The following is an 18,926-nucleotide window of genomic DNA, read 5'->3' on the forward strand; positions in this document are numbered from 1 at the left end:
CCATCCCCGTCCGGATCGCCCGATCCTTCGTTAACTTATCGAGGCGGTTGCGGACGGGAGGAGGAGCGGGGCGATGGCGGCGGTGAAATGGATCGGCTACGGACTGCTGGGGCTGGTCGGCCTCGTGGTGGTGGGGATCGGGGCGTTTCTGCTGATCTTCGACTGGAACGACGCGCGCGGATTCGTCGCCAAGCGGGCCAGCGCCGCGCTCGGCCGCGAGGTCGCCATCGACGGCGACCTGAAGGTCCGGCTCGGCAACCCGATCCGCATCCATCTCGAAGGGCTGCGCATCGCCAACGCGCCGTGGAGCGACGAGAAGGACATGCTCGCCATCCGCGCGCTCGATGCCGCGCTGCTGCCCTGGCCGATCCTGAAGGGCAACTGGGAGCTGCCGGAGCTGCGCGTCGACGGTCCCAAGCTGGTGCTGGAGAAGAACGACAGGGGCGAGAACAACTGGACCTTCGCGCCGACCCCGACCAAGGAGGTCGCGAAGGAGGCGGCGACCCCCGACAAGCGCGGCGACATTCCGGTGATCGGCCAGCTCGCCATCGCCGACGGCGCCGTCCGCTACCGCGACCCGACCAGCGACATCGACATCGCCAACACCATCAACACCGCGTCCGGCGACAACGACACCCAGACGGTGAAGCTGGACGGCAAGGGGAGCTTCGCCGGCAAGCCCTTCACCCTGGCGGCGGAGGGCGGCTCGCTGCTCACCCTGCGCGACGACCCGGAACCCTACCCGATCAAGATCGAGGCGGCGGTCGGCAAGACCAGGGGCAGGATCGAGGGATCGGTGGCCGAGCCGGTGAAGATGCAGGGCATCGACCTGTCGGTCGATCTGCGCGGCGACGATCTGGCCGAGATCTTCCCGATCCTCGGGATTCCGACGCCCAAGACGCGGCCCTACAGCATCTCCGGCCATCTCGGCTATGAGGGCACCCGCTGGTCGTTCGAAGGCATGCACGGCAAGGTCGGCGAGAGCGACCTGTCGGGCAGCGTCGCGGTGGAGACCGCCGGCGAGCGGCCGAAGGTGACCGGCGATCTCACCTCCAAGCGGCTGGCGGCGCAGGATCTGGCCGGCCTGGTCGGCGCCTCGCCGCGCGGCAACGGCGATTACCCGACCCGCGCCAAGGACCGGGTGATTCCCGCCACCCCCGTCAACGTCGAGAAGCTGCGCAACACCGACATGGACATCCGCCTGAAGGGCCAGCGGGTCGAGTCGCCCTTCGCGCCGCTCGACGACCTCGACATGCGGATCAGGCTGGACGCCGGCGACCTGCGCTTCGACCCGCTGTCGCTCGGCATCGGCGGCGGGCGGATCGCCGGGACGGTGCAGGTCGACGGCAGCCGCAAGGTGCCGGTGCTGCGCACCAACCTCGACATCCGCAAGATGCAGCTCTCGGCCTTCTTCCGCGAGACCTCCTTCGCCGGGCAGATGGGCGGCACGGTGTCGGGGCGCCTCCAGCTCGCCGGCAGCGGCACCACGGTGGCCGACCTGCTGGCCTCGTCGGACGGCAAGCTGGGTGCTGCGGTGGACGGCGGCAAGATCTCCAGCCTCGCGGTCAAGGGGCTGAAGACCAACATCCTGGAGACGCTGGGCGTCGTGCTGTCGGGGTCGCAGCCGCTGCCCTTCACCTGCCTCGTCGCCAACCTGTCGGTGGAGAAGGGGATCGCCCGCACGGAGGCGCTGGTGCTCGACACGCCGGAGACGCTGGTGACCGGGCAGGGCACCATCAACCTGCGCAACGAGGGGCTGGATCTGCGGGTGGTCGGCAACGCCAAGTCGCCACAGTTCCTCGCCACCCACATTCCGGTGCATGTGCAGGGCAAGCTCGGCGACCCCGAGATCGGCATCGACCCGACGGAATCGGCGGCGCGGGGAGCCGCCGCGGTGGCGCTCGGCGCGCTGCTGACCCCGCTGGCGGGCGTGCTGCCCTTCCTTGACCCGGGCAGCGACGAGCAGCCACACTGCGATCAACTGGTGCGCGACGCCCGCAAACCCGGCACCGGCAGGAACGACAAGGCCTCCGGCGGTTCGGCGGCCGACCGCAAGCCGGCCCCGGCCGGCAGCGGCCGGTGACACGGCCCCGACGCCCCGCCAGGACGCCACAAGCAAGAAGGACGTGAAGCCCTCTCCATGACCCTCGACCAGATGTTCTCGTTCGGCATCATCGGCGCGGTGATCGCGCTGCTGATCTGGGACCGGCTGCGCTACGACCTCGTCGCCATGGTTGCCCTGCTCGCGGCGCTGGCCGTCGGAATCGTCGAGCCGAAGGCGGCGTTCCAGGGCTTCTCCGACGACATCGTCATCATCGTCGGCTCGGCGCTGGTGGTCAGCGCGGCGGTTGGCCGCTCGGGCGTGGTGGAGGCGGCGATGCGGCCGCTGGCGCCGCGCATGAGGACCGTCTGGGCCCAGGTGGTGGTGCTGACCGGGGCGGTGACGCTGCTGTCGGCGGTGGTCAAGAACATCGGCGCACTGGCGATCTTCATGCCGATCGCGTTGCAGATCGCCCGGCGCAACGGCACGCCGGTGTCGCTGCTGCTGATGCCGATGGCCTTCGGCTCGCTGCTCGGCGGGCTGATGACGCTGGTCGGCACCTCGCCCAACATCATCGTCTCGCGGGTGCGGGCCGAGATGACCGGCGAGCCCTTCGCCATGTTCGATTTCACCCCGGTCGGGCTGGTCATCGCGGTGACCGGCGTGGCCTTCCTGGCGGTCGGCTACCGGCTGCTGCCGCAGGGGCGCGCCGCCGCCGCCGGTCCGGTCTTCTCCATCGACGACTACACGGCCGAGGCACGGCTGCCCATCGATTCGCCCTTCGTCGGCAAGACGGTCGCCGATCTGGAGGGGTTCGGCGAGGGTGAGGTGACGGTCGCCGCCGTCATCCGGGAGAAGCACCGCCGCTACGTTCCCTCCGGCCACTGGGTGCTGTACGGGAACGACATCCTGGTGCTGGAGGCCGACACCCAGGCGCTGGCCGATCTGGTCAAGCGCGCCGGGCTGCGCATGATGCACGAGAAGGAGCTGGAGGGCATCGAGAGCGAGGCCGACATGGCGGTGGCCGAAGGGGTGGTCGAGCAGCGCTCCCCCCTGATCGGCCGCAGCATCGAGGAGGTGGCGCTGCGCGAGCGCCACGGCGTCAACCTGCTGGCGCTCAGCCGCCGGGGCCGGCCGATCCGCCAGCGCCTGCGCCGGGTCCGCCTCCAGCCCGGCGACCTCGTGGTGTTGCAGGGCCGTGCGGCCACCCTGCCGGACACGCTGGGCGAGCTGGGCTGCCTGCCGCTGGCGGCGCGCGACCTTGCCATCGGGCGCACGCCGAAGCGGACCATCGCCCTGGCGGTGCTGGCGGTCACGGTGGCGCTGGTCGCCAGCGGGACGGTGCCGGTCGCCATCGCCTTCTTCGGCGCCGCCGTCGCCATGACCGTGCTGGGCGTCGTCACGCCGAAGGAGGCCTACGACGCCATCGAATGGCCGATCCTGGTGCTGCTGGGCGCCCTGATCCCGGTCAGCGAGACGCTGCGCACCACCGGCGGCACCGAGCTGATCGCCAGCGCCCTGTCGGACGCGGCGCAGGGGCTGCCGCCGGTCGGCGCGCTGGCGCTGATCCTGATGACGGCGATGGCGGTCACCCCCTTCCTGAACAACGCGGCGACCGTGCTGGTGATGGCGCCGATCGGCGCCAGCCTCGCCGGGCATCTCGGGCTGCGCCCCGACGCCTTCCTGATGGCGGTGGCGGTCGGGGCCGGCTGCGACTTCCTCACCCCGATCGGGCACCAGTGCAACACGCTGGTGATGGGGCCGGGCGGCTACCGGTTCGGCGACTACTGGCGGCTCGGACTGCCGCTGTCGATCATGGTGGTGGTGCTGGGCACCGCCGCCATCGCGCTGTTCTGGCCGCTGGTGCCGCGCTAGGCCTGGCGCCGGCAAGCGCGGGCTCGGCCGCTTTGGCAGGTTCCGTCTCCCCGCCGACTGGTGTAGGCTTGGGGTCTTGCGGGCCCATGGACCGGCTCGGCCGGGCGGGAGGCTGAACCATGCAGGTGTGGCGCCGGTATCTGGTGAGGGACGTTTCCGGGCGGCTGGTCGATCTGCCGGCGCGGCTCCTCGACCGCGCGGACGACGGAACGGCGCCCCTGCCGGCCTATGCCGGGCGCTGCGTCGAGGTGGTGGCCGCCGTGCTGGTCGGCGACCCGAAGAGTTCGGCCCGGCTGGCCGAGATGGAATTCACCAAGCTCTATTTCGACAAGTCCGGCTTCGTCGACGCCGCCAAGCGGGAGCGGATGATCCGGCTGATGCTGGAAAGCTGCGCCGACCGCCGTCCGCCGTCTGCCGCGCGTCCGGACCGCGATCCGCTGGCGCACCGCGCCGGCACCGCGCGCGACCTGCTGACTAGGGAGTTCGGCTGGGACCCGAAGCCGGCCGAGTTGAACGCCGTGCTGAGCCGGCTCGACCCGGCCCGGCTCGACCGGGAGCCGAAGGTCCCCGGCCACGCCCTGCATTGACGGACTTCCCGCCGGCGGATCCGTGTCGGCGAATTCGTCCAAAGGGGGAGGGGGCTCTTTTCACGTCAGCGTTCCTCCCCATATGGCGGTGACCGGCCCTTTGGAGCGTTCGAACCCGCGATGCCTCGCAGCGACACCGAGACGTCGATTCCCACCTTCGCCCGCATGCGCCAGCTGGCGCTGATCGGCACCGGCTGCACGATCATCGCGCTGGGCATTCTGATCTCGCCGCTGCCGGGGCCGGGCGGGCTGCCGGTCATGCTGCTGGGCGGCGTGCTGGTGCTGCGCAACTCCGCCGACGCGCGGCGCCTGTTCGTGCGGATGAAACGCCGCTATCCGCGCGTGCTCGGACCGGTCGAGCGTTTCCGGGTGAAGCTGCGCGTCCGCCGCCAGAAGAAGCGCATGCAGGGCTGAGCCCCGCGCAGGACCGTGACGCTGGACATCCACCCGCCGCCGCCTCCATCTTGTGCGTCCGCTTGAGGCTTGGAGGCACCGGTGAAGTCGGGCAACGCGATTCTGTCGAGCTATGGCACCACGATCTTCGAGGTCATGTCCCGCCTGTCGGAGGAGCATGGCGCGATCAACCTGGGCCAGGGGTTTCCCGACGACGGCGGCCCGGCCGACGTGCTGGCGGCGGCGTCCGACGCGCTGCTGACCGGCTGGAACCAGTACCCGTCGATGATGGGCACGCCGGATCTGCGGCAGGCCGTCGCCGCTCACGCCAAGCGTTTCTACGGCCTCGACGTCGACTGGAAGACCGAGACGATGGTGACGTCGGGCGCCACCGAGGCGCTGACCGCCTGCCTGCTCGGCCTGATCAACCCCGGTGACGAGGTGGTGCTGTTCCAGCCGATGTATGACAGCTACCTGCCGATCGTGCGTCTGGCCGGCGGCGTGCCGCGCTTCGTCTCGCTGAAGGCCCCGGACTGGAGCTTCACCCGCGCCGACCTGGAGGCCGCCTTCTCGCCGAAGACCAAGCTGGTCCTGGTCAACGACCCGCTCAACCCGGCGGCCAAGGTGTTCAGCCGGCCGGAGCTGGAACTGATCGCCGAGTTCATGCTGCGCTTCGACACGCTGGCGGTCTGCGACGAGGTCTACGAGCATCTGGTCTTCGATGGCCGCGCCCACATCCCGCTGATGACCCTGCCGGGCCTGCGCGACCGCTGCCTGAAGATCGGTTCGGCCGGCAAGACCTTCTCGCTGACCGGCTGGAAGGTCGGCTACGTCACCGGCGCTCCGCATCTGCTCCAGCCGGTCGCCAAGGCCCACCAGTTCCTGACCTTCACGACCCCGCCCAACCTCCAGACCGCCGTCGCCTATGGGCTGGGCAAGGAGGATGCCTATTTCACCGGGCTGGCCGGCGGGCTCCAGGCCAAGCGGGACCGGCTGGCCGAGGGGCTGCGCTCCGTCGGCTTCGACGTGCTGCCGTCGGCCGGCACCTATTTCGTGGTGGCCGACGTGGCGCGTTTCGGCTTCGAGGGCGACGACCAGGAGTTCTGCCGCCGTCTGGTCGCCGAGGCCGGGGTGACCGCCATCCCGGTCAGCGCCTTCTTCGTCGAGAACGCGCCGCGGAGCTGCATCCGCTTCTGCTTCTCCAAACGCGAAGAGGTGCTCGACGCCGCCATCGACAGGCTGCGCCGCCGCTTCCCTTGACAGCCGGGCGGGGAAGCCAAATTTATATTGAAATCGAATTGTCGGATCCTCTGACGGATCCGGCGACGCTCCGCCCGATCGATCCTGGCCCATCGCCCTGCGGGGCGCATGGCCCGTGGATGAGGTCGGGATGGTCGCGGTCCGGTTCCCAGCAATCCGGTCGGGGAGGCATGGAACGGTGGAGCGTACGGCGTGAGGAACCCGGTGCCCTTCCGGCTGGGCGTGCCGTTGGCGGCGGCCATCGCGCTGGCGGTGGTGTGGGTCGGCTATTTCCAGATGGCCGACGCGCTGTTCGAGAGCCAGAAGCGCGACGCCATCGCCGGGGCCGAAACCACCGCCCGCGCCTATGAGAGCAGCACCGGCCGCACCCTGCACGAGATCGACATCACGCTGAAGAACTTCGTCGCGAAATACGCCGAGGGTGGCCTCGCGCAGGCGCGGCGGATCGTCGACGAGGGGCTGTACGACCTCAACCTGATCCATCACTTCAGCGTCTTCGACCGCACCGGCGCCATGGTCTTCCGCAGCGCCGGGCACGGGCGGGGCGAGGTGCTGGACGACGAGGCCATCCTTCCCTTCCACCAGGGGGTGGGCCGCTCGCTGATGCGCGTCGGCCTGCCTTATGCCGGGTCGGAAACCGGGCGGCCGCTGCTGCGCTTCACCCGCCGGATCGACGACGCCGATGGCCGCTTCGCCGGGGTCGTCTCGGCCAACGTCGATCCCGACTATCTGTCCGACTTCTACCGGCAGGCCGACATCGGCCCGCAAGGGGTGGTGTCGCTGGTCGGGCTCGATCATGTCATCCGCGCGCGCGGGGTCAAGCAGGGGGGGAACGACGGAGTCGGCCTGTCCATCAGCCGGTCGGGAATGTGGGCGGCGATGAGCGCGGCGCCGATCGGCGTCTATTGGCAGACCAGCCTCGCCGACGGCCAGCGCCGCGCCTACGCCTACCGGCAGGTCCAGGGCTATCCGCTGGTCATCGCCGTGGGGGCGGCGCTGGTCGACATGGAGACGGCCGTCGCTGGCCTGCGCCGCCACATGCAGGCGATCGCGGCGCTGCTCAGCCTGTCCATCGTGACCGTCGCCGGCTTCCTGCTGGTCCAGCACCGCAACGCCGAGCGGCTGGAGGCGGCGCTGGCGGTCAACCGCGACTTCCTGGCCCGTGTCAGCCACGAGCTGCGGACTCCGCTCAACGCCATCCTCGGCTTCTCCGAGGTCATCAAGGACCAGATGCTGGGGCCGCAGGCGTTGCCGCGCTACGCTGACTACGCCAAGGACATCCACGCCTCCGGCCGGCATCTGCTGACGCTGATCGACGACATTCTCGACCTGTCGCGGTTGCAGGCCGGCCGGATGGAGCTGCATCTGGAGCCGGTCGATCCGGTCGCCGCCGTCGAATGGGCGGTCCGCATCGTGACCCCCCAGGCCGAGCCGAAGCTCATCCGCATGGAGATCAGCCGCCCGCCGGCGATCCCCCCGGTCGTCGCCGACGAGCGCGCGCTGAAGCAGATGCTGTTGAATCTGCTGAGCAACGCCGTGAAGTTCACGCCGGAGGGCGGCCGCATCCACATCGCCATCGGGCGCGGGGTGAGCGGGCGCTGCGTCCTGCGCATCACCGACACCGGCGTCGGCATGACGGCGGAGCAGTTGCGCCAGGCGGTGGTGCCCTTCGGCCAGGCATCGGCCCTGACCACCCGTCCGGGGCAGGGGACCGGGCTCGGCCTGTCGATCGTCAAGTCGCTGATCGAGGCGCATGGCGGCCAGATGCGGATCGACAGCCGCCCCGGCCAGGGCAGCCAGATCACGCTGGAGTTCGCGACCTGAACCCACGGGCCGGGCCGCGCGGTGAACGGCGCCGCCGCTTCCGCCGCTCCGCAAGGCGGTTCCGTGCGGCGGTCAGAACCCGGTTTCACGGATGAGGACGGCGGCGGCGGCGCGCCAGAAGCGTTCGGCGAGGCTGCGGGCCTCGCCCTCGACACGGGCGACGCCGCGGGTGACGCGCGGCGGCCCCTTCGCCGCGTCGCCGCCGCTCTCGACGTCGAAGGCGATGCGGTAAACCGCCTCCACGGGGGTGAGCGCCGCGCGGCTGGAGACGGCTCCCGGTCCCGCCGGACCGGCCTGCCCCTCCACCGCCACCGGCCCGCCATGCAGCGAGGCGAGGGCCGGCACGTCCAGCACCGCCACGCTGACCGGATCGACCGCCCGCACCCGCGCGCCGATCCGCGCCCGCAGCGGGTCGTCGGGATGAAAGCGCGCCGCCGCCCCCGGTTGCAGCCGGTCGAAGTCGCCCTCGCCGACATAGCCGACCAGTTCGCCCGCCCCCGGCGACACCACCGTGGCCAGCGGCAGCTTCGGACTCAGCCAGCGGCCGGGCAACAGGGCGTCCTCCAGGTCGGTCACCGTGCCGGACAATGGCGCCCGCACCTCCAGCCGGGTCCGGCTGTCGAGCAGGCCCTGCCGTTCGGCCAGGGCCGCCGCCAGATCCTCCTCCATCGCCCGCAGCCGGTCGAGCTGCTCGCGGCTCGACGACAGCCGCGCGATCTGGTCCTGCATCCAGTCGATGCGCAGGGTCGCCTGCCGGAGCTTGCCGTCCAGGTCGGGGGCGGACAGGCGGAACAGCAGTTCGCCCTCGGCCACGGTCTGGCCTGGCCTGACCAGCGTCTCCTCCAGCCTGGCGGGGAAGGGGGCGTAGATCGTCGCGAAGCCGGAGGACCGCCACACCACCGGCACCGACACCGTCGTCGTCACCGGCAGCACCGCCAGCCCGACCGCGCCGGACAGCCCGAGCAGCGTCAGCAGCGTGCGGCCGTTGGCGCGGAAACGGTCGCGCAGCCCCCACCACGCCCGGAACTCGGCGAACAGGGGGCGAGCGACGAACCAGCCGATCTCGATGGCGAACAGCAGGATCCCCAAAACCTTGATGGCGACGTGGTAGACCAGCAGGGCGATGCCGAGGAACAGCACCAGCCGGTAGACCCAGGTGACGTAGGCATAGACCAGCAGCGTGGTGCGCAGGCGCGGCGGCATCTGCTCCGGTGCCGGCTCGCCCAGGCCGAACAGCCATTCCCGCAGCCTCCAGCGGGCGAGCGCGAAGGCGCGGTCCTGTAGGTTCGGCACGTCGAGCGCGTCGGACAGCAGGTAATAGCCGTCGAAGCGCATGAAGGGGCTGAGGTTGATCGCCAGCGTGGTGACCCAGCTGACCGTCGCCAGGAAATAGGCGGCGCTGCGCAGCGGCCCGTCGGGCAGGAAGCTCCAGGCCAGCGTGGCGAAGACGGCGATGGTCAGCTCGGTCAGCATGCCGGCGGCCCCCACCGCCAGCCGCTGGCGCCGGGACACCAGCCTCCAGGCGTCGGTGGTGTCGGTGTAGAGCACCGGCCACATCACCAGGAAGGCCACCCCCATGGTCGGCACCCGGCAGCCGAAGCGCTTGGCGGTGTAGGCGTGGCCAAGCTCGTGGAGGATCTTGGTGCTTATCAGCGTGACGCCATAGAGCGCCAGCCCCTCCGGACTGAAGAAATGCTGGAAGGTGTGGAGGAAGGCGTCCCACTGCCGCGCCGCCAGCAGCAGCCCGGCCACCCCGGCCAGCAGGACGATCGTCAGCCACGTCCGGCTGTAGAAGGGCGCCACCCAGCCGACCGTCGCCGACAGGAAACGGTCGGGCCGCAACAGGGGAACGCGGAAGAACAGGTAGTTGTGGATCAGCCACCAGATCCAGCCGGTTTCGCGCGCCGCCGCCTGCCGCGCCAGATAGGCGGTGTCGGCGGTGACGGTGAGGTTGTTGGCGGCGAGGAACTGGTAGAAGCCCATCACGTCGTCGTCGGTCGCCTCGAACAGGCTTTCCGCCGCCACCGCCGCGGCGATGGCGCGCGGCGCGCCGAGATGCCAGTGTGCGATCAGCGCGAAGGCCTGCGGGCCGATGCGGAAGTAGCGGTTGCGCACCGGGTCGTGGATGGTCCAGCCCGGCGCCCCGTCCAGCCCGGCGGGGGCCGGCAGCAGCGCCAGGTCGTCGCGCAGCGCCGGCAGCCGGACTTTGTCCGGCGGGTTGCGGCCGGGCGAAGGAGCAGCGGCGCTGCCGGTGAGGGCGATGGACAAGGCGGCGTCCTTTCGGGCGGTCGCGCGCTCAGATGCCCAGCGTCTGGCGCAGCAGGGCGAGCGGGCGGCGGAACAGGTAGAGGGCCAGCGGCACCCGCTCGCCCAGGATCTTGGCGGTGCCGCGCAGGCCGATGCGGGGCGGCGGCTGGCCGGGGTCGGCCTCCAGCGCCGCCTTGACCCGGTAGGACAGCACCCCCGCCGCCGAGAGGCCGGCCTCGTAGCTGGCGTGGGTCAGCCGGGCGCGCAGCGGGCGCAGCGGATCGACGTTCAGGAACAGCTCGACCCTCGACCCCTCCTCCAGCACCAGCGCGTCGCCGACCGCCACCTGGATGTCGATCTCCGGCGCCTGCGGGTCGGCCAGTGTCAGCACCCGTTCGCCGACCGCCACCGGCTTGCCGAGCCAGTCGTTGGTGTCGGTGAAGACGGCGAGCCCGGCGCGCTCCGCCCGCACCGTCACCCGGTCGAGCAGGTCGCGGGCCAGCCCCAGCTCGGCGCGGCGCAGTTCGACCTGGGCGCGGAGCTGGCCGACGCGCGCCTTGGTCTGCGGGTCGGCGAAGGCGGCCTGGGAGGCGGTCAGCAACTCCGCCTCGGCCTGGCTCAGGCCCTTGGCGGCGACCTCGTGCCGGCTGCGCAGCACGGTGGCGTCGAAGCTGAACAACGGCTGGCCGGCTGCCACCGCCTCGTTGGGCTGGACGTGGAAGCGTTCGATCACCCCGTCCAGCGGGGCGGCGACGATCACCGGGTCGCTGGCGCGGATCTCGGCCGGCGCCAGGGTCGACATCGGCACCGGCAGCGCGAGCACCCCGCAGACCAGCGCCAGCGCCAGCAGCGGCAGCATCGCGCGCCGCCGGCCCGGCTTGGGCGCCCGCTTGCCGGCGAGCGCCCACCAGGCATGGCCGTAACCCTCCGCCAGATGCCCAAGCAGCAGCAGTTCGCCATCGGTCCACGGCTCGTCGCGGCCGAGCCACAGGCCGGCGCGCGGCACGCCGTCCGGCCCCGCCAGCGGGCACCACAGCGCCTGGGCCGGTCCCCACTCGCCCCAGGCGCCGCGCACGGGCGGGGGCAGCGCGGCGGGATCGACGACGTGGATGGTCCCACCCTCCGGCCCGGCGGCGACGGCACGGGCGGCGTCCTCCAGCCAGCGGGCGAAGGGGGCGTTCGGCTCCAGCACCGCGATGTTCGACACCGCCTCCAGCGCCGGCCGGCCGCGTCCGGACGCAGGCAGGGTCGGGGGCAGGGTCAGGAAGGCGGCCTGCCGGTAGGCGATCAGCCGGCGGGTCTGGTTGACGATGTGGTAGCGCAACTCCGCCGCCGCCGTCAGCCGCCACGCCTGCCGTTGCAGCTCCAGCAGAAGCAGCAGGCCGTTGACCGGGTTGGCGGCGGACGGGCCGGCGCCGCTCATGCCCGGCACGCCCATGCCGGCCTCATGGGGACCAAACTCATGGGGGCGAGGCTCACGGGGTGGCGGCCGGCTTGGCAGGCAGGGCGGACAGCGCCTGAAGCGGGAAGACCGCAGTGCCGCTCATCCCGGCCGTCAGACCGGTGGCGGGGCCGCTGTCGCCGAGCAGCCGGGCGGTGACCTTCACCGATTGGCTGGCCGGATCGACCTTGGCGCCGGGCTGCACCACCTCGCCGGGCAGCGACGCCCCGGTCTCGTCCACCCGCAGGTCGAAGCGCTGGCCCGGCTTCAGCCAGACCAGCCAGGACGACGGCACGATCAGCTCCACCTTGAGGTCGCGGTCGGACAGGATTTCCAGCAGCGGCGCCCCGGCCGGAACCGACTCGTGCTCCTGGATGCGCCGCTCGACCGCTCGCCCGTCGAAGGGCGCGCGGATCTCGCAGCGCTTGGCCTGGACTTCGTATTTGCGGACGTCGGCGCGGGCGACCTGCGCCTTGGCCTCGGCAAGCTGGACCTCGGCCTCGCCGATCGAGCGCAGGCTGTTGAGCTTGCGGTTGACCCGCGCCGTCACCTCCGCAGCGTTCAGCTGGGCACGGGCGGCATCCAGCTCGGCCTGATAGCTGGCGCAGTCGAAGGCGATCAGCACCTCGCCGGCCTTGAAGCCCTGCCCGGCCTCGACGCCCAGCCGGGCGATGCGGCCGGGGATTTCGGCCGACAGCACGGCGTGCCGCTTGGCCTCGACCAGCGCGCGGACCTGCCCCTGGGCGGCGTCCTGGGCCAGTGCCGCGCCGCCGGACCAGCCGGGCAGCGTGGCGGCGAGCGCCGCGGCGACGGCGGCCGCGACGGGACGGATCACGAGGCGGCCACGGCCGGGGCGCCTTGCATGGCGGAGACGGTTCGGACGGTGCATCCCTGCTGCTTACCCTTCACATCCTGGCAAAAGCGCTCGGCGTCGGCGTGGTCGGCGAAGCCGCCGACGCGCAACTGGACGATCGGCCGGCCGCCGGCGCTGCGGCTGGTGGTGACGAACAACGCCCCCTTGCCGTCGGCCGCCGAACCCAACCGTTTGGCGAGTGTATCCCAATCGCGCTGCGCCAGCCTGTGGCTTGTGTAGGCCCCGAGTTCCACCTGGATGACGGGGGAGAAGGCGGCGGCGACGGCCGGAGCGGTCCTCGACGGCCCGCTGGCCGGTCCGCTGGCGATCGGGGCGATCATGACCGGCGCGGGTTTCGCTTCGGCGACCGGCGGGGTGGCGGCCGTCTCCGGCTTCGCCGGTTCGGGCTTGGCGGCTTCGGCCTTGGGATCGGCTCCCTTGGCGAGGTCCTTGACGCGCAGCGCGCTGTTGGCGCGTTCCTGCCAGGAGCCGAGCCCCTGGTCGACCGCCCGGGTCAGCGTCGCCAGATCGGCCGAGGGCACCGTTTCGGGCAGTGGATCGACACCGGCCGACACCATCACACGGGCGTAGGCGTTGTGCAGGTCGGCGTAGACCAGATCGCGCCGCAGGTCCGACAGCAGCGCCGTCACCTCGGCCTGGATCACCCCCAGCTCGCCGATCTGCCCGGCGGTGCCGACGTTGGCGTACTGGGTGCGGATGCGCGTGTCGAGATCGGCCTGCTCGGCGGTCAGTCCGAATTCCTGGTTCAGCTCCCTGAATTGCAGCATCGCCACCCGCACCTGGCTCAGCACCGCCATGCTCAGCGCCTGCCGGCGGAAGGTCACCAGCTCCTCCTGCGCGTTGGCGTAGGACAGCGTGCCGGGGGCGGAGACGAGGTTGATCAGGTTCCAGCTCACCCGCGCGCCGTAATCGGCCCAGCGCTGGTTCAGCAGGAAGCTGTTGCTGTCGTAGCGCAGCGCCGCGTTCAGCTCCACCCCCGGCAGCAGCTTCAGCATCGACCGCCACGTCTCGTCGGCCGAGATGCGCTGGTTGTAGCTCTCCTCAAGCAGCTCCGGCCGGTTCAGCAGCGCGTAGGTCTCCAGCGCCTCCACCGGGATCTCCAGCCTGGGCGGCGCCTTGGTGCCGTCCTTGGCCGGCAGTTCGACCTCGAAGGGCTCGCCCGGCGGCAGCCCCATCAGGGCGCCGAGCTGCGACTTGGCCGCGACCAGCTCGCGCCGCAGCGACTGCAACTGGCGCAGCGTCTCGACCAGCGAACGGGTGTAGCCCAGCGCCTGCAACGGTGCCTGGACGCGCAGCGCCTCCAGCGTGCGGGCGTCGCGCCGGGCTCCTTCGATCCGCGCCTCCAGCGGGGCGATGCGCTCCAGCATCCGTTCGGCCGCCACCGCCCGCCAGTAGGCGGTGCGCACGTCCTGGAGGATGCCCTGGACGACGCGGCGGCGGCGCTCGTCGGCGATCAGCACGAGGTTGGCGTTCTGCCGCGCCCGCAGGTAGCTGACGCCGAAATCCAGCACGTTCCAGGTGAAGCCGAGATCGCCGACCCGGCGGTGCTTGTCGACCGCCGTGGTGCTCTCGCCGGTGCGCCGGCCGGTGGCGAGGTTCAGGCTCTCGGAACCGCTATCGTTGTTGCGCCCGACATAGCCGGCCGAAGCCACGACGCGCGGCAGCATGTCGTAGTGCGACAGGTCGAGCTGCTGGCTGGCGACCGCCGTCTCCATGATCTTCACGCGTTCGTCGAGGTTGTACTTGATGGCCCGCGCCATCGCCTCGTGCATGGAGATCGCCCTGGTCACCGGCTCCTGCGGGGCGAACACGACGCTGAGATCCTTGCGCACGCGCGCCAGATTGTCCTCGGCCGTCAGCGGTTCCGGCGACACCGCGCAGCCGGCGGCGAGCAGCGAGGCGGACAGCGCGACGAGCGGAAAGGCCGAAGAAAGCGGGCGGCGGCGGAGGCGGGCGGGCGAAATCTTCATGGGACGGTTGGATCCGTTTTGCGTTGGAGAGGCTGGGCGGGAGCGTTCGGAAAGGAGGGCCGGAGCCGTGCCGCCGTCAGGCGGCGCGGCTGCCGGGCAGGGTGTGGTTGACGAGGGCGGCGAGCAGGGCCGATGCCCCGGCCGGACCGCCATGGGCGCGGGCGACCTGCTGGGCGAAGCCCGGCGCCACCCGGCCGGCCGGCGCCGCGTCGGCCCGGTCGGCCGGCTTGCCGTCGCTTCCCGTGTCCTGGGGTGCCGCTCCGCCCGGTGCCTCGGCGCCGCCTTCGCCTTGCCCCTCGGGCTGGCCCTGCGGCTGCTGATCCTGCGGCGGCAGGTCCTGGGGCTGGCTTTGCGGCTCCCGGTTCTGGCCGTCGCCGGCCGGGGCGTTGCCAGGATTGGGGACGGTGCGCTGGCTGTTGGCCCCCGGCCCCTGGACGTTGCCGTTCTGCGGTGTGCCGGCCGTGGGCTGGATTCCGGTGCGTGGGCCGATCGATCCGGAGAATGGACTCTGCACCCCGCCGATCACACCTCCCAGACCGCTGCCCAAGCTGCCACCGAACCCGCCACCCAAGCCGCCGGTCAGCGGGCTGCCGCCGCTGGAGCCGGTGCTGCCGCTGCCGCCCGACAGGCCGCTGGAGCTGCTGCTGGAGCCGTCGCTGTTCTGGCCGCCGACGCTGCCCAACGTCACCGAGCGGCCGGCGTCGGTGCTGGCCGACGAGCCGCCGACGCTGCCCAACGTCACCGAGCGGCCGGCGTCGGTGCTGGCCGACGAGCCGCCGACGCTGCCAGCGTCACCGAGCGGCCGGCGTCGGTGCCGGAGGATCCCATCATCGGGCCGCTCCCGCTGGTTGCGCCGTTTCCGCCGGGCAGGCTCGGCAGCGCGGTGGAGCCGCTGCCGGTGGAGCCGGAGCTGGAGGAGGTGTTGGTCGAGGGGCCGTTGCCGGAGATCGTGGTCACCGGTGTCGCCGCCGGAGGCGGTGGGCGGCACCGCGGTGGCGGGAACGTTGACCGACACCGTCGCCGCCCCGCTTTCGTTGCCGGCTGCATCGCGCGCCGACACTGTGATCGACCGGCTCGTCGCCGTGCCGCCGAAGCTGGGGTCGGTGGCGCTCGACCGCAGCCCGATCGCCCGCACCGCCGCTTGGTAGTCCGCCGCCGAGGCGACGCCCGACAGCACGATCCGGTTGCCGTCCCTGCTCGCCGTGATGCCGCCCGGCAGCGCGCCGATCACCAGCTCGTCGCCGGCCTGCGCGTTGGTCAGGCTGATCACCACCCGGTCCAGCGTGTTGGCGTCGGACAGCGAAATTCCGGCGCCGACCGCCGCCGTCCCGCCGGCGGTCAGGCGTGGCGCCGCGCCACCCGCCGCCACGGTCGGGGCCTGCGTGTCGATCATCAGCACCAGCGCCTCGGACCGCTGGGTACCGACGTTGCCGGCCGCGTCGGCGGCGCTGACCTCTATCCGGTGGGCGCCGTCGGTCAGCGGGTTGTTCAGGGTCAGGCTCCAGACCCCGCCCCGTCGGTCCGCGCGGTGCCGACCGCCGTGCCGTCGACATAGACGGTCACCGTGCCGTTGGGCGGGGCGGTGCCGGTCAGCACCGGCCGGGTCGTGCTGGTCAGCCCGTCGCTGGCCGAGGCGCCGCTGTCGCGGAGGCGAGCGTCGGAGCCGAGGGAGCGCCGGGCGCCGTGCTGCGGATCGTGAAGGTCTGGCTGGCCGACCGTCCGGTGTTGCCGGCCGCATCCGTCGCTTCGGTCGCCACGCTGTGGTCGCCGTCGGCCAGCGCGTCGGCGACGGTGAAGCTCCAGCGCCCGTCGGGCCCCGCCGTCGCCGTGCCGACCACCACCCCGTCGAGGATGACGCGGACGCTGCTGTTGGGCTCGGCGCTTCCGGTCAGGGTCGGGCGCGTCACGCCGGTGATGCGGTCGGTCGCCGAAACCCCGCTGTCGGAGCCGGGGGCGAGCGACGGCGTCGAGAGCACCGGCGGCGTGGCGTCGATGACCAGCGCCAGCGCCGGTGAGGCGGGGCTGACGTTGCCGGCCCGATCGGTCGCCGTGGTGGTGATCGAGTGGGCGCCGTCGGTCAGCGGGTCGGTGACGGTGAAGCTCCACGCCCCGCCGGGGCCGGCCGTCGTGGTGCCGCGGGCGACGCCGTCGATCATCACGGTGACGGTGGAGCCCGGCTCGGCGGTGCCGCCGATGGTCGGCCGGTTGACGTTGGTCAGCCCATCGGTGGCCGAGCTGCCGCTGTCCTGCCCGGCGGCGAGGACCGGAACCGACGGGGCGTCCGGCGCCAGCGTGTCGACCAGCACGCCCTGGGTGCCGGGGATGCCGCCCAGGGTCGCGGGCAGCGCCAGCCTGGCGGCGTCGGTGATGCTGGCGCCGTTCAGCGCCAGTTCCTTGACGGTGATGCCGTCGGCGTCGTTGTCGCCGGCCTGCACCACATAGTCGAAGCGCAGCGCCGTTCCACTGCTGCCGGCCGGGTTGTAGACCGCCACGCGCTGGACGCCGCCGATGTCGAGCAGGATGGTCGGCGTGCCGTTGACGATGACCGCCTCGCTGAGCTGCACGGTAACGCTCAGCGTCTTGCCGACGGTGTAGGCCCCGTCGGCCGGGACGCTGACGCCGACGACGCTGGGCGGGGTGGTGTCGATGACGATGGCCTTGCCGCCGGCGAGCGAGGCGCCCCCGCCCGGCAGGCCAGGGTGGCGGGGTTGCCCGTGGTGTCGGTGATGACGCCGCCGTTCAGGGCGAGGCCGCCGGCGTCGAGGTCGGCGGTGGTGTCGCCGGCCTGCACCACGTAGGTGAAGGTCAGCACGCTGCCGCCGGAGCCGCCGCTGTAGGTCGCGACGCGCCGGTGTTGAGCGTCAGCGTCGGCGTGCCCGACACCGTCACCGCTTCCGAGAAGCTGACCTGGATGGTGATGGTGTCGCCGGTGCCGTAGGTGCCGTCGGCGGTCGAGGAGGACACCGCGGCGGAGGACGGGCGGGCGCTCGTCGCCGCGCCGCGGCGGGGGGCGGCGCCGAGCCGTCCGCGCCCGTCAGCGCGCGCCCCCGCCGCGTCGCTCGCCCCCGCACGTCAGCCGGGGCGCGCGGGTCGGAAGGCCGGCCGGAACCGTGCGCGCGCGTCGTAGGCCGGCGGTCGGCCGAGATCCACCACCCCGTTGACCGCCGGTGCGGTGCCCGCGCCGCCAGCGGCCGCCCTGGCGCGCCAGCGTGGGTGGCGGCCATGCTGGTGGTGCCGTCGACGATGCGCCGCGTTCAGCGACAGCGCGGTGGTCGAGGCGTAATCCAGGTCGGCGGAACTGTCGCCGGCCTGGACGGTGTAGGTGAAGCTCAGAGTCGTGCCGCCGAACCGCCGGTGTAGGTCGCCGTCCGCCCGGTGCCGAGGCTCAGGGTCGGCGATCCGGTCACGGTCACCGCCCGGTTGAAGGTGACGGTGATCGTCACCGTGTCGCCCGCCTTGTAGGTGCCGTCGGCGGTCGTCGCCGACACCGACGTCACGGTGGGGTTGACCCACCGCCGTCAGAACCAGATCGTCGGAACCCGTGCCCGCCGCGTAGCTGACCGTGTAGAGGTCGCCGTTGGTGGTCAGGGTGCCGCCTCGGCGAGGCTGGGGAAGGTTGTGCTGATGGGGCTGGAGCCGGTGTTGTTGATCACCGCGTAGGTGGTGTTGGTCGCCGCGTAGCCGTTCACGCGGGTGACGCTGATGAAGTTGTTGCCGGTGGTGCCGCTGCTGCCGCCGTTGATCGTGACGGTGCCGGAGACGCTGACCTTGTCGTAGCTGGATGCGCCGGCCAGCTCGATCGCCAGGATTCCGTTCATCGTCAGGTTGCCGCCGATGAGCAGCGTGCCGATGCCGTTTTGCTTCCCGCGACGCCCGGCGCCAGGGTCGCCCCCCGTCTACGGTCACGCTGCCGCCCGATGGTTCCGGTGCCGCCCAGGGTCGCGCCGGACGCCACCGACACGGCCCCGTTGCCGAGGCTGCCGGTGAGGAGCAGCGTGCCCGCCGACACCGTGGTGCTGCCGGTGTAGGTGTTGGCGCCCGACAGGGTCAGCGTTCCGCTGCCGGTCTTGGTCAGGTTGTTGCCGGAGATCACGCCCGACAGGGTGACGGCGGCGGAGGTTTTGGTGGCGCCGTTGGCATCGATGCCGATGCCATTGTCGATCACCCCGGCTCCGGTCACGGTCAGCGTGCCGCGTTCAGCGTCACGTGCCACCGCCCAGGTTGCCGTCGCCCGCCACGACCAGCGTTCCGCCTTGCACGGTCGTGGCGCCGGTGTAGGTGTTGGCGCCCGACAGGGTCAGCGTTCCGGTGCCCTCCGTGATCAGGCTGCCGCTGCCCGAGATCACGCCGGAGACCTCGTTGCTCGCGTTGTCCACCGTGGTCAGGACCGCGTTGAGCACCACAGCGCCGGCCC

Annotated in this window: 17 protein-coding genes and 1 pseudogene; 6 read left to right on the plus strand and 12 right to left on the minus strand. The window is 72.0% G+C overall.

Annotated features, from left to right (window positions below; translation table 11 throughout):
• The first annotated feature begins 73 nt into the window (after positions 1–73).
• The 6 genes from JN22_RS14690 (at position 74) to JN22_RS14715 (ending at position 7,980) form a co-directional block, all read left to right on the plus strand.
• On the plus strand, positions 74–2,083 hold the full coding sequence (locus JN22_RS14690) for an AsmA family protein (RefSeq protein WP_085554596.1): 2,010 nt from the start codon (positions 74–76) through the stop codon (positions 2,081–2,083).
• Between the two features lie 57 nt (positions 2,084–2,140).
• Complete coding sequence (locus tag JN22_RS14695) at positions 2,141–3,916, plus strand: SLC13 family permease (RefSeq protein ID WP_085554597.1); 1,776 nt, start codon at positions 2,141–2,143, stop codon at positions 3,914–3,916.
• 119 nt (positions 3,917–4,035) lie between these two features.
• The gene (locus tag JN22_RS14700; RefSeq protein WP_085554598.1) at positions 4,036–4,503 is read left to right on the plus strand and encodes a hypothetical protein; all 468 of its coding nucleotides are present in this window, start codon (positions 4,036–4,038) and stop codon (positions 4,501–4,503) included.
• Positions 4,504–4,623: 120 nt separating this feature from the next.
• Complete coding sequence (locus JN22_RS14705) at positions 4,624–4,917, plus strand: hypothetical protein (protein WP_085553643.1); 294 nt, start codon at positions 4,624–4,626, stop codon at positions 4,915–4,917.
• An 81-nt stretch (positions 4,918–4,998) separates the two neighbouring features.
• Positions 4,999–6,156, plus strand: coding sequence for an aminotransferase (locus tag JN22_RS14710; protein ID WP_085554599.1), 1,158 nt, complete (start codon positions 4,999–5,001; stop codon positions 6,154–6,156).
• Positions 6,157–6,348: 192 nt separating this feature from the next.
• Positions 6,349–7,980 (plus strand): sensor histidine kinase, encoded by a 1,632-nt coding sequence (locus JN22_RS14715; protein WP_223677715.1) that lies wholly within the window; start codon positions 6,349–6,351, stop codon positions 7,978–7,980.
• A 72-nt stretch (positions 7,981–8,052) separates the two neighbouring features.
• Here the strand turns inward: JN22_RS14715 and JN22_RS14720 are convergent, their stop codons facing one another.
• From JN22_RS14720 to JN22_RS14770, 12 genes and pseudogenes are all read right to left on the minus strand, one after another.
• On the minus strand, positions 8,053–10,248 hold the full coding sequence (locus JN22_RS14720; RefSeq protein ID WP_085553644.1) for an HlyD family efflux transporter periplasmic adaptor subunit: 2,196 nt from the start codon (positions 10,246–10,248) through the stop codon (positions 8,053–8,055).
• Between the two features lie 28 nt (positions 10,249–10,276).
• On the minus strand, positions 10,277–11,665 hold the full coding sequence (locus JN22_RS14725; protein ID WP_085553645.1) for an efflux RND transporter periplasmic adaptor subunit: 1,389 nt from the start codon (positions 11,663–11,665) through the stop codon (positions 10,277–10,279).
• A 37-nt stretch (positions 11,666–11,702) separates the two neighbouring features.
• On the minus strand, positions 11,703–12,503 hold the full coding sequence (locus JN22_RS14730) for an efflux RND transporter periplasmic adaptor subunit (RefSeq protein WP_223677646.1): 801 nt from the start codon (positions 12,501–12,503) through the stop codon (positions 11,703–11,705).
• Positions 12,500–14,512: a TolC family protein gene (locus tag JN22_RS14735; protein ID WP_085553647.1), complete on the minus strand. Its 2,013-nt coding sequence runs from the start codon at positions 14,510–14,512 to the stop codon at positions 12,500–12,502. Before JN22_RS14735 ends, JN22_RS14730 begins: the two co-directional genes overlap by 4 nt.
• A 76-nt stretch (positions 14,513–14,588) precedes the next feature.
• Positions 14,589–15,905 (minus strand): hypothetical protein, encoded by a 1,317-nt coding sequence (locus JN22_RS14740; RefSeq protein WP_143268302.1) that lies wholly within the window; start codon positions 15,903–15,905, stop codon positions 14,589–14,591.
• A gap of 48 nt (positions 15,906–15,953) precedes the next feature.
• Positions 15,954–16,010 (minus strand): annotated as a pseudogene (locus JN22_RS34910) (hypothetical protein); the annotation flags it as partial.
• A 115-nt stretch (positions 16,011–16,125) separates the two neighbouring features.
• Entirely contained in the window at positions 16,126–17,076 is a 951-nt protein-coding gene (locus JN22_RS14745) for an Ig-like domain-containing protein (RefSeq protein WP_085554601.1), read from the minus strand.
• A 241-nt stretch (positions 17,077–17,317) separates the two neighbouring features.
• On the minus strand, positions 17,318–17,476 hold the full coding sequence (locus JN22_RS14750) for a hypothetical protein (protein ID WP_223677716.1): 159 nt from the start codon (positions 17,474–17,476) through the stop codon (positions 17,318–17,320).
• Positions 17,477–17,841: 365 nt separating this feature from the next.
• Entirely contained in the window at positions 17,842–18,009 is a 168-nt protein-coding gene (locus JN22_RS14755) for a hypothetical protein (protein WP_223677717.1), read from the minus strand.
• 87 nt (positions 18,010–18,096) lie between these two features.
• Entirely contained in the window at positions 18,097–18,330 is a 234-nt protein-coding gene (locus tag JN22_RS14760) for a hypothetical protein (protein WP_085554602.1), read from the minus strand.
• Between the two features lie 2 nt (positions 18,331–18,332).
• Entirely contained in the window at positions 18,333–18,725 is a 393-nt protein-coding gene (locus tag JN22_RS35225) for an autotransporter-associated beta strand repeat-containing protein (protein WP_085554603.1), read from the minus strand.
• Positions 18,715–18,926: autotransporter-associated beta strand repeat-containing protein (locus tag JN22_RS14770; RefSeq protein WP_223677718.1), on the minus strand; the 212-nt coding region annotated here is incomplete at its 5' end. The genes JN22_RS14770 and JN22_RS35225, both read right to left, overlap by 11 nt.

The sequence above is a fragment of the Azospirillum agricola genome (assembly GCF_020005195.1).
Taxonomy (GTDB): Bacteria; Pseudomonadota; Alphaproteobacteria; order Azospirillales; family Azospirillaceae; genus Azospirillum; species Azospirillum agricola.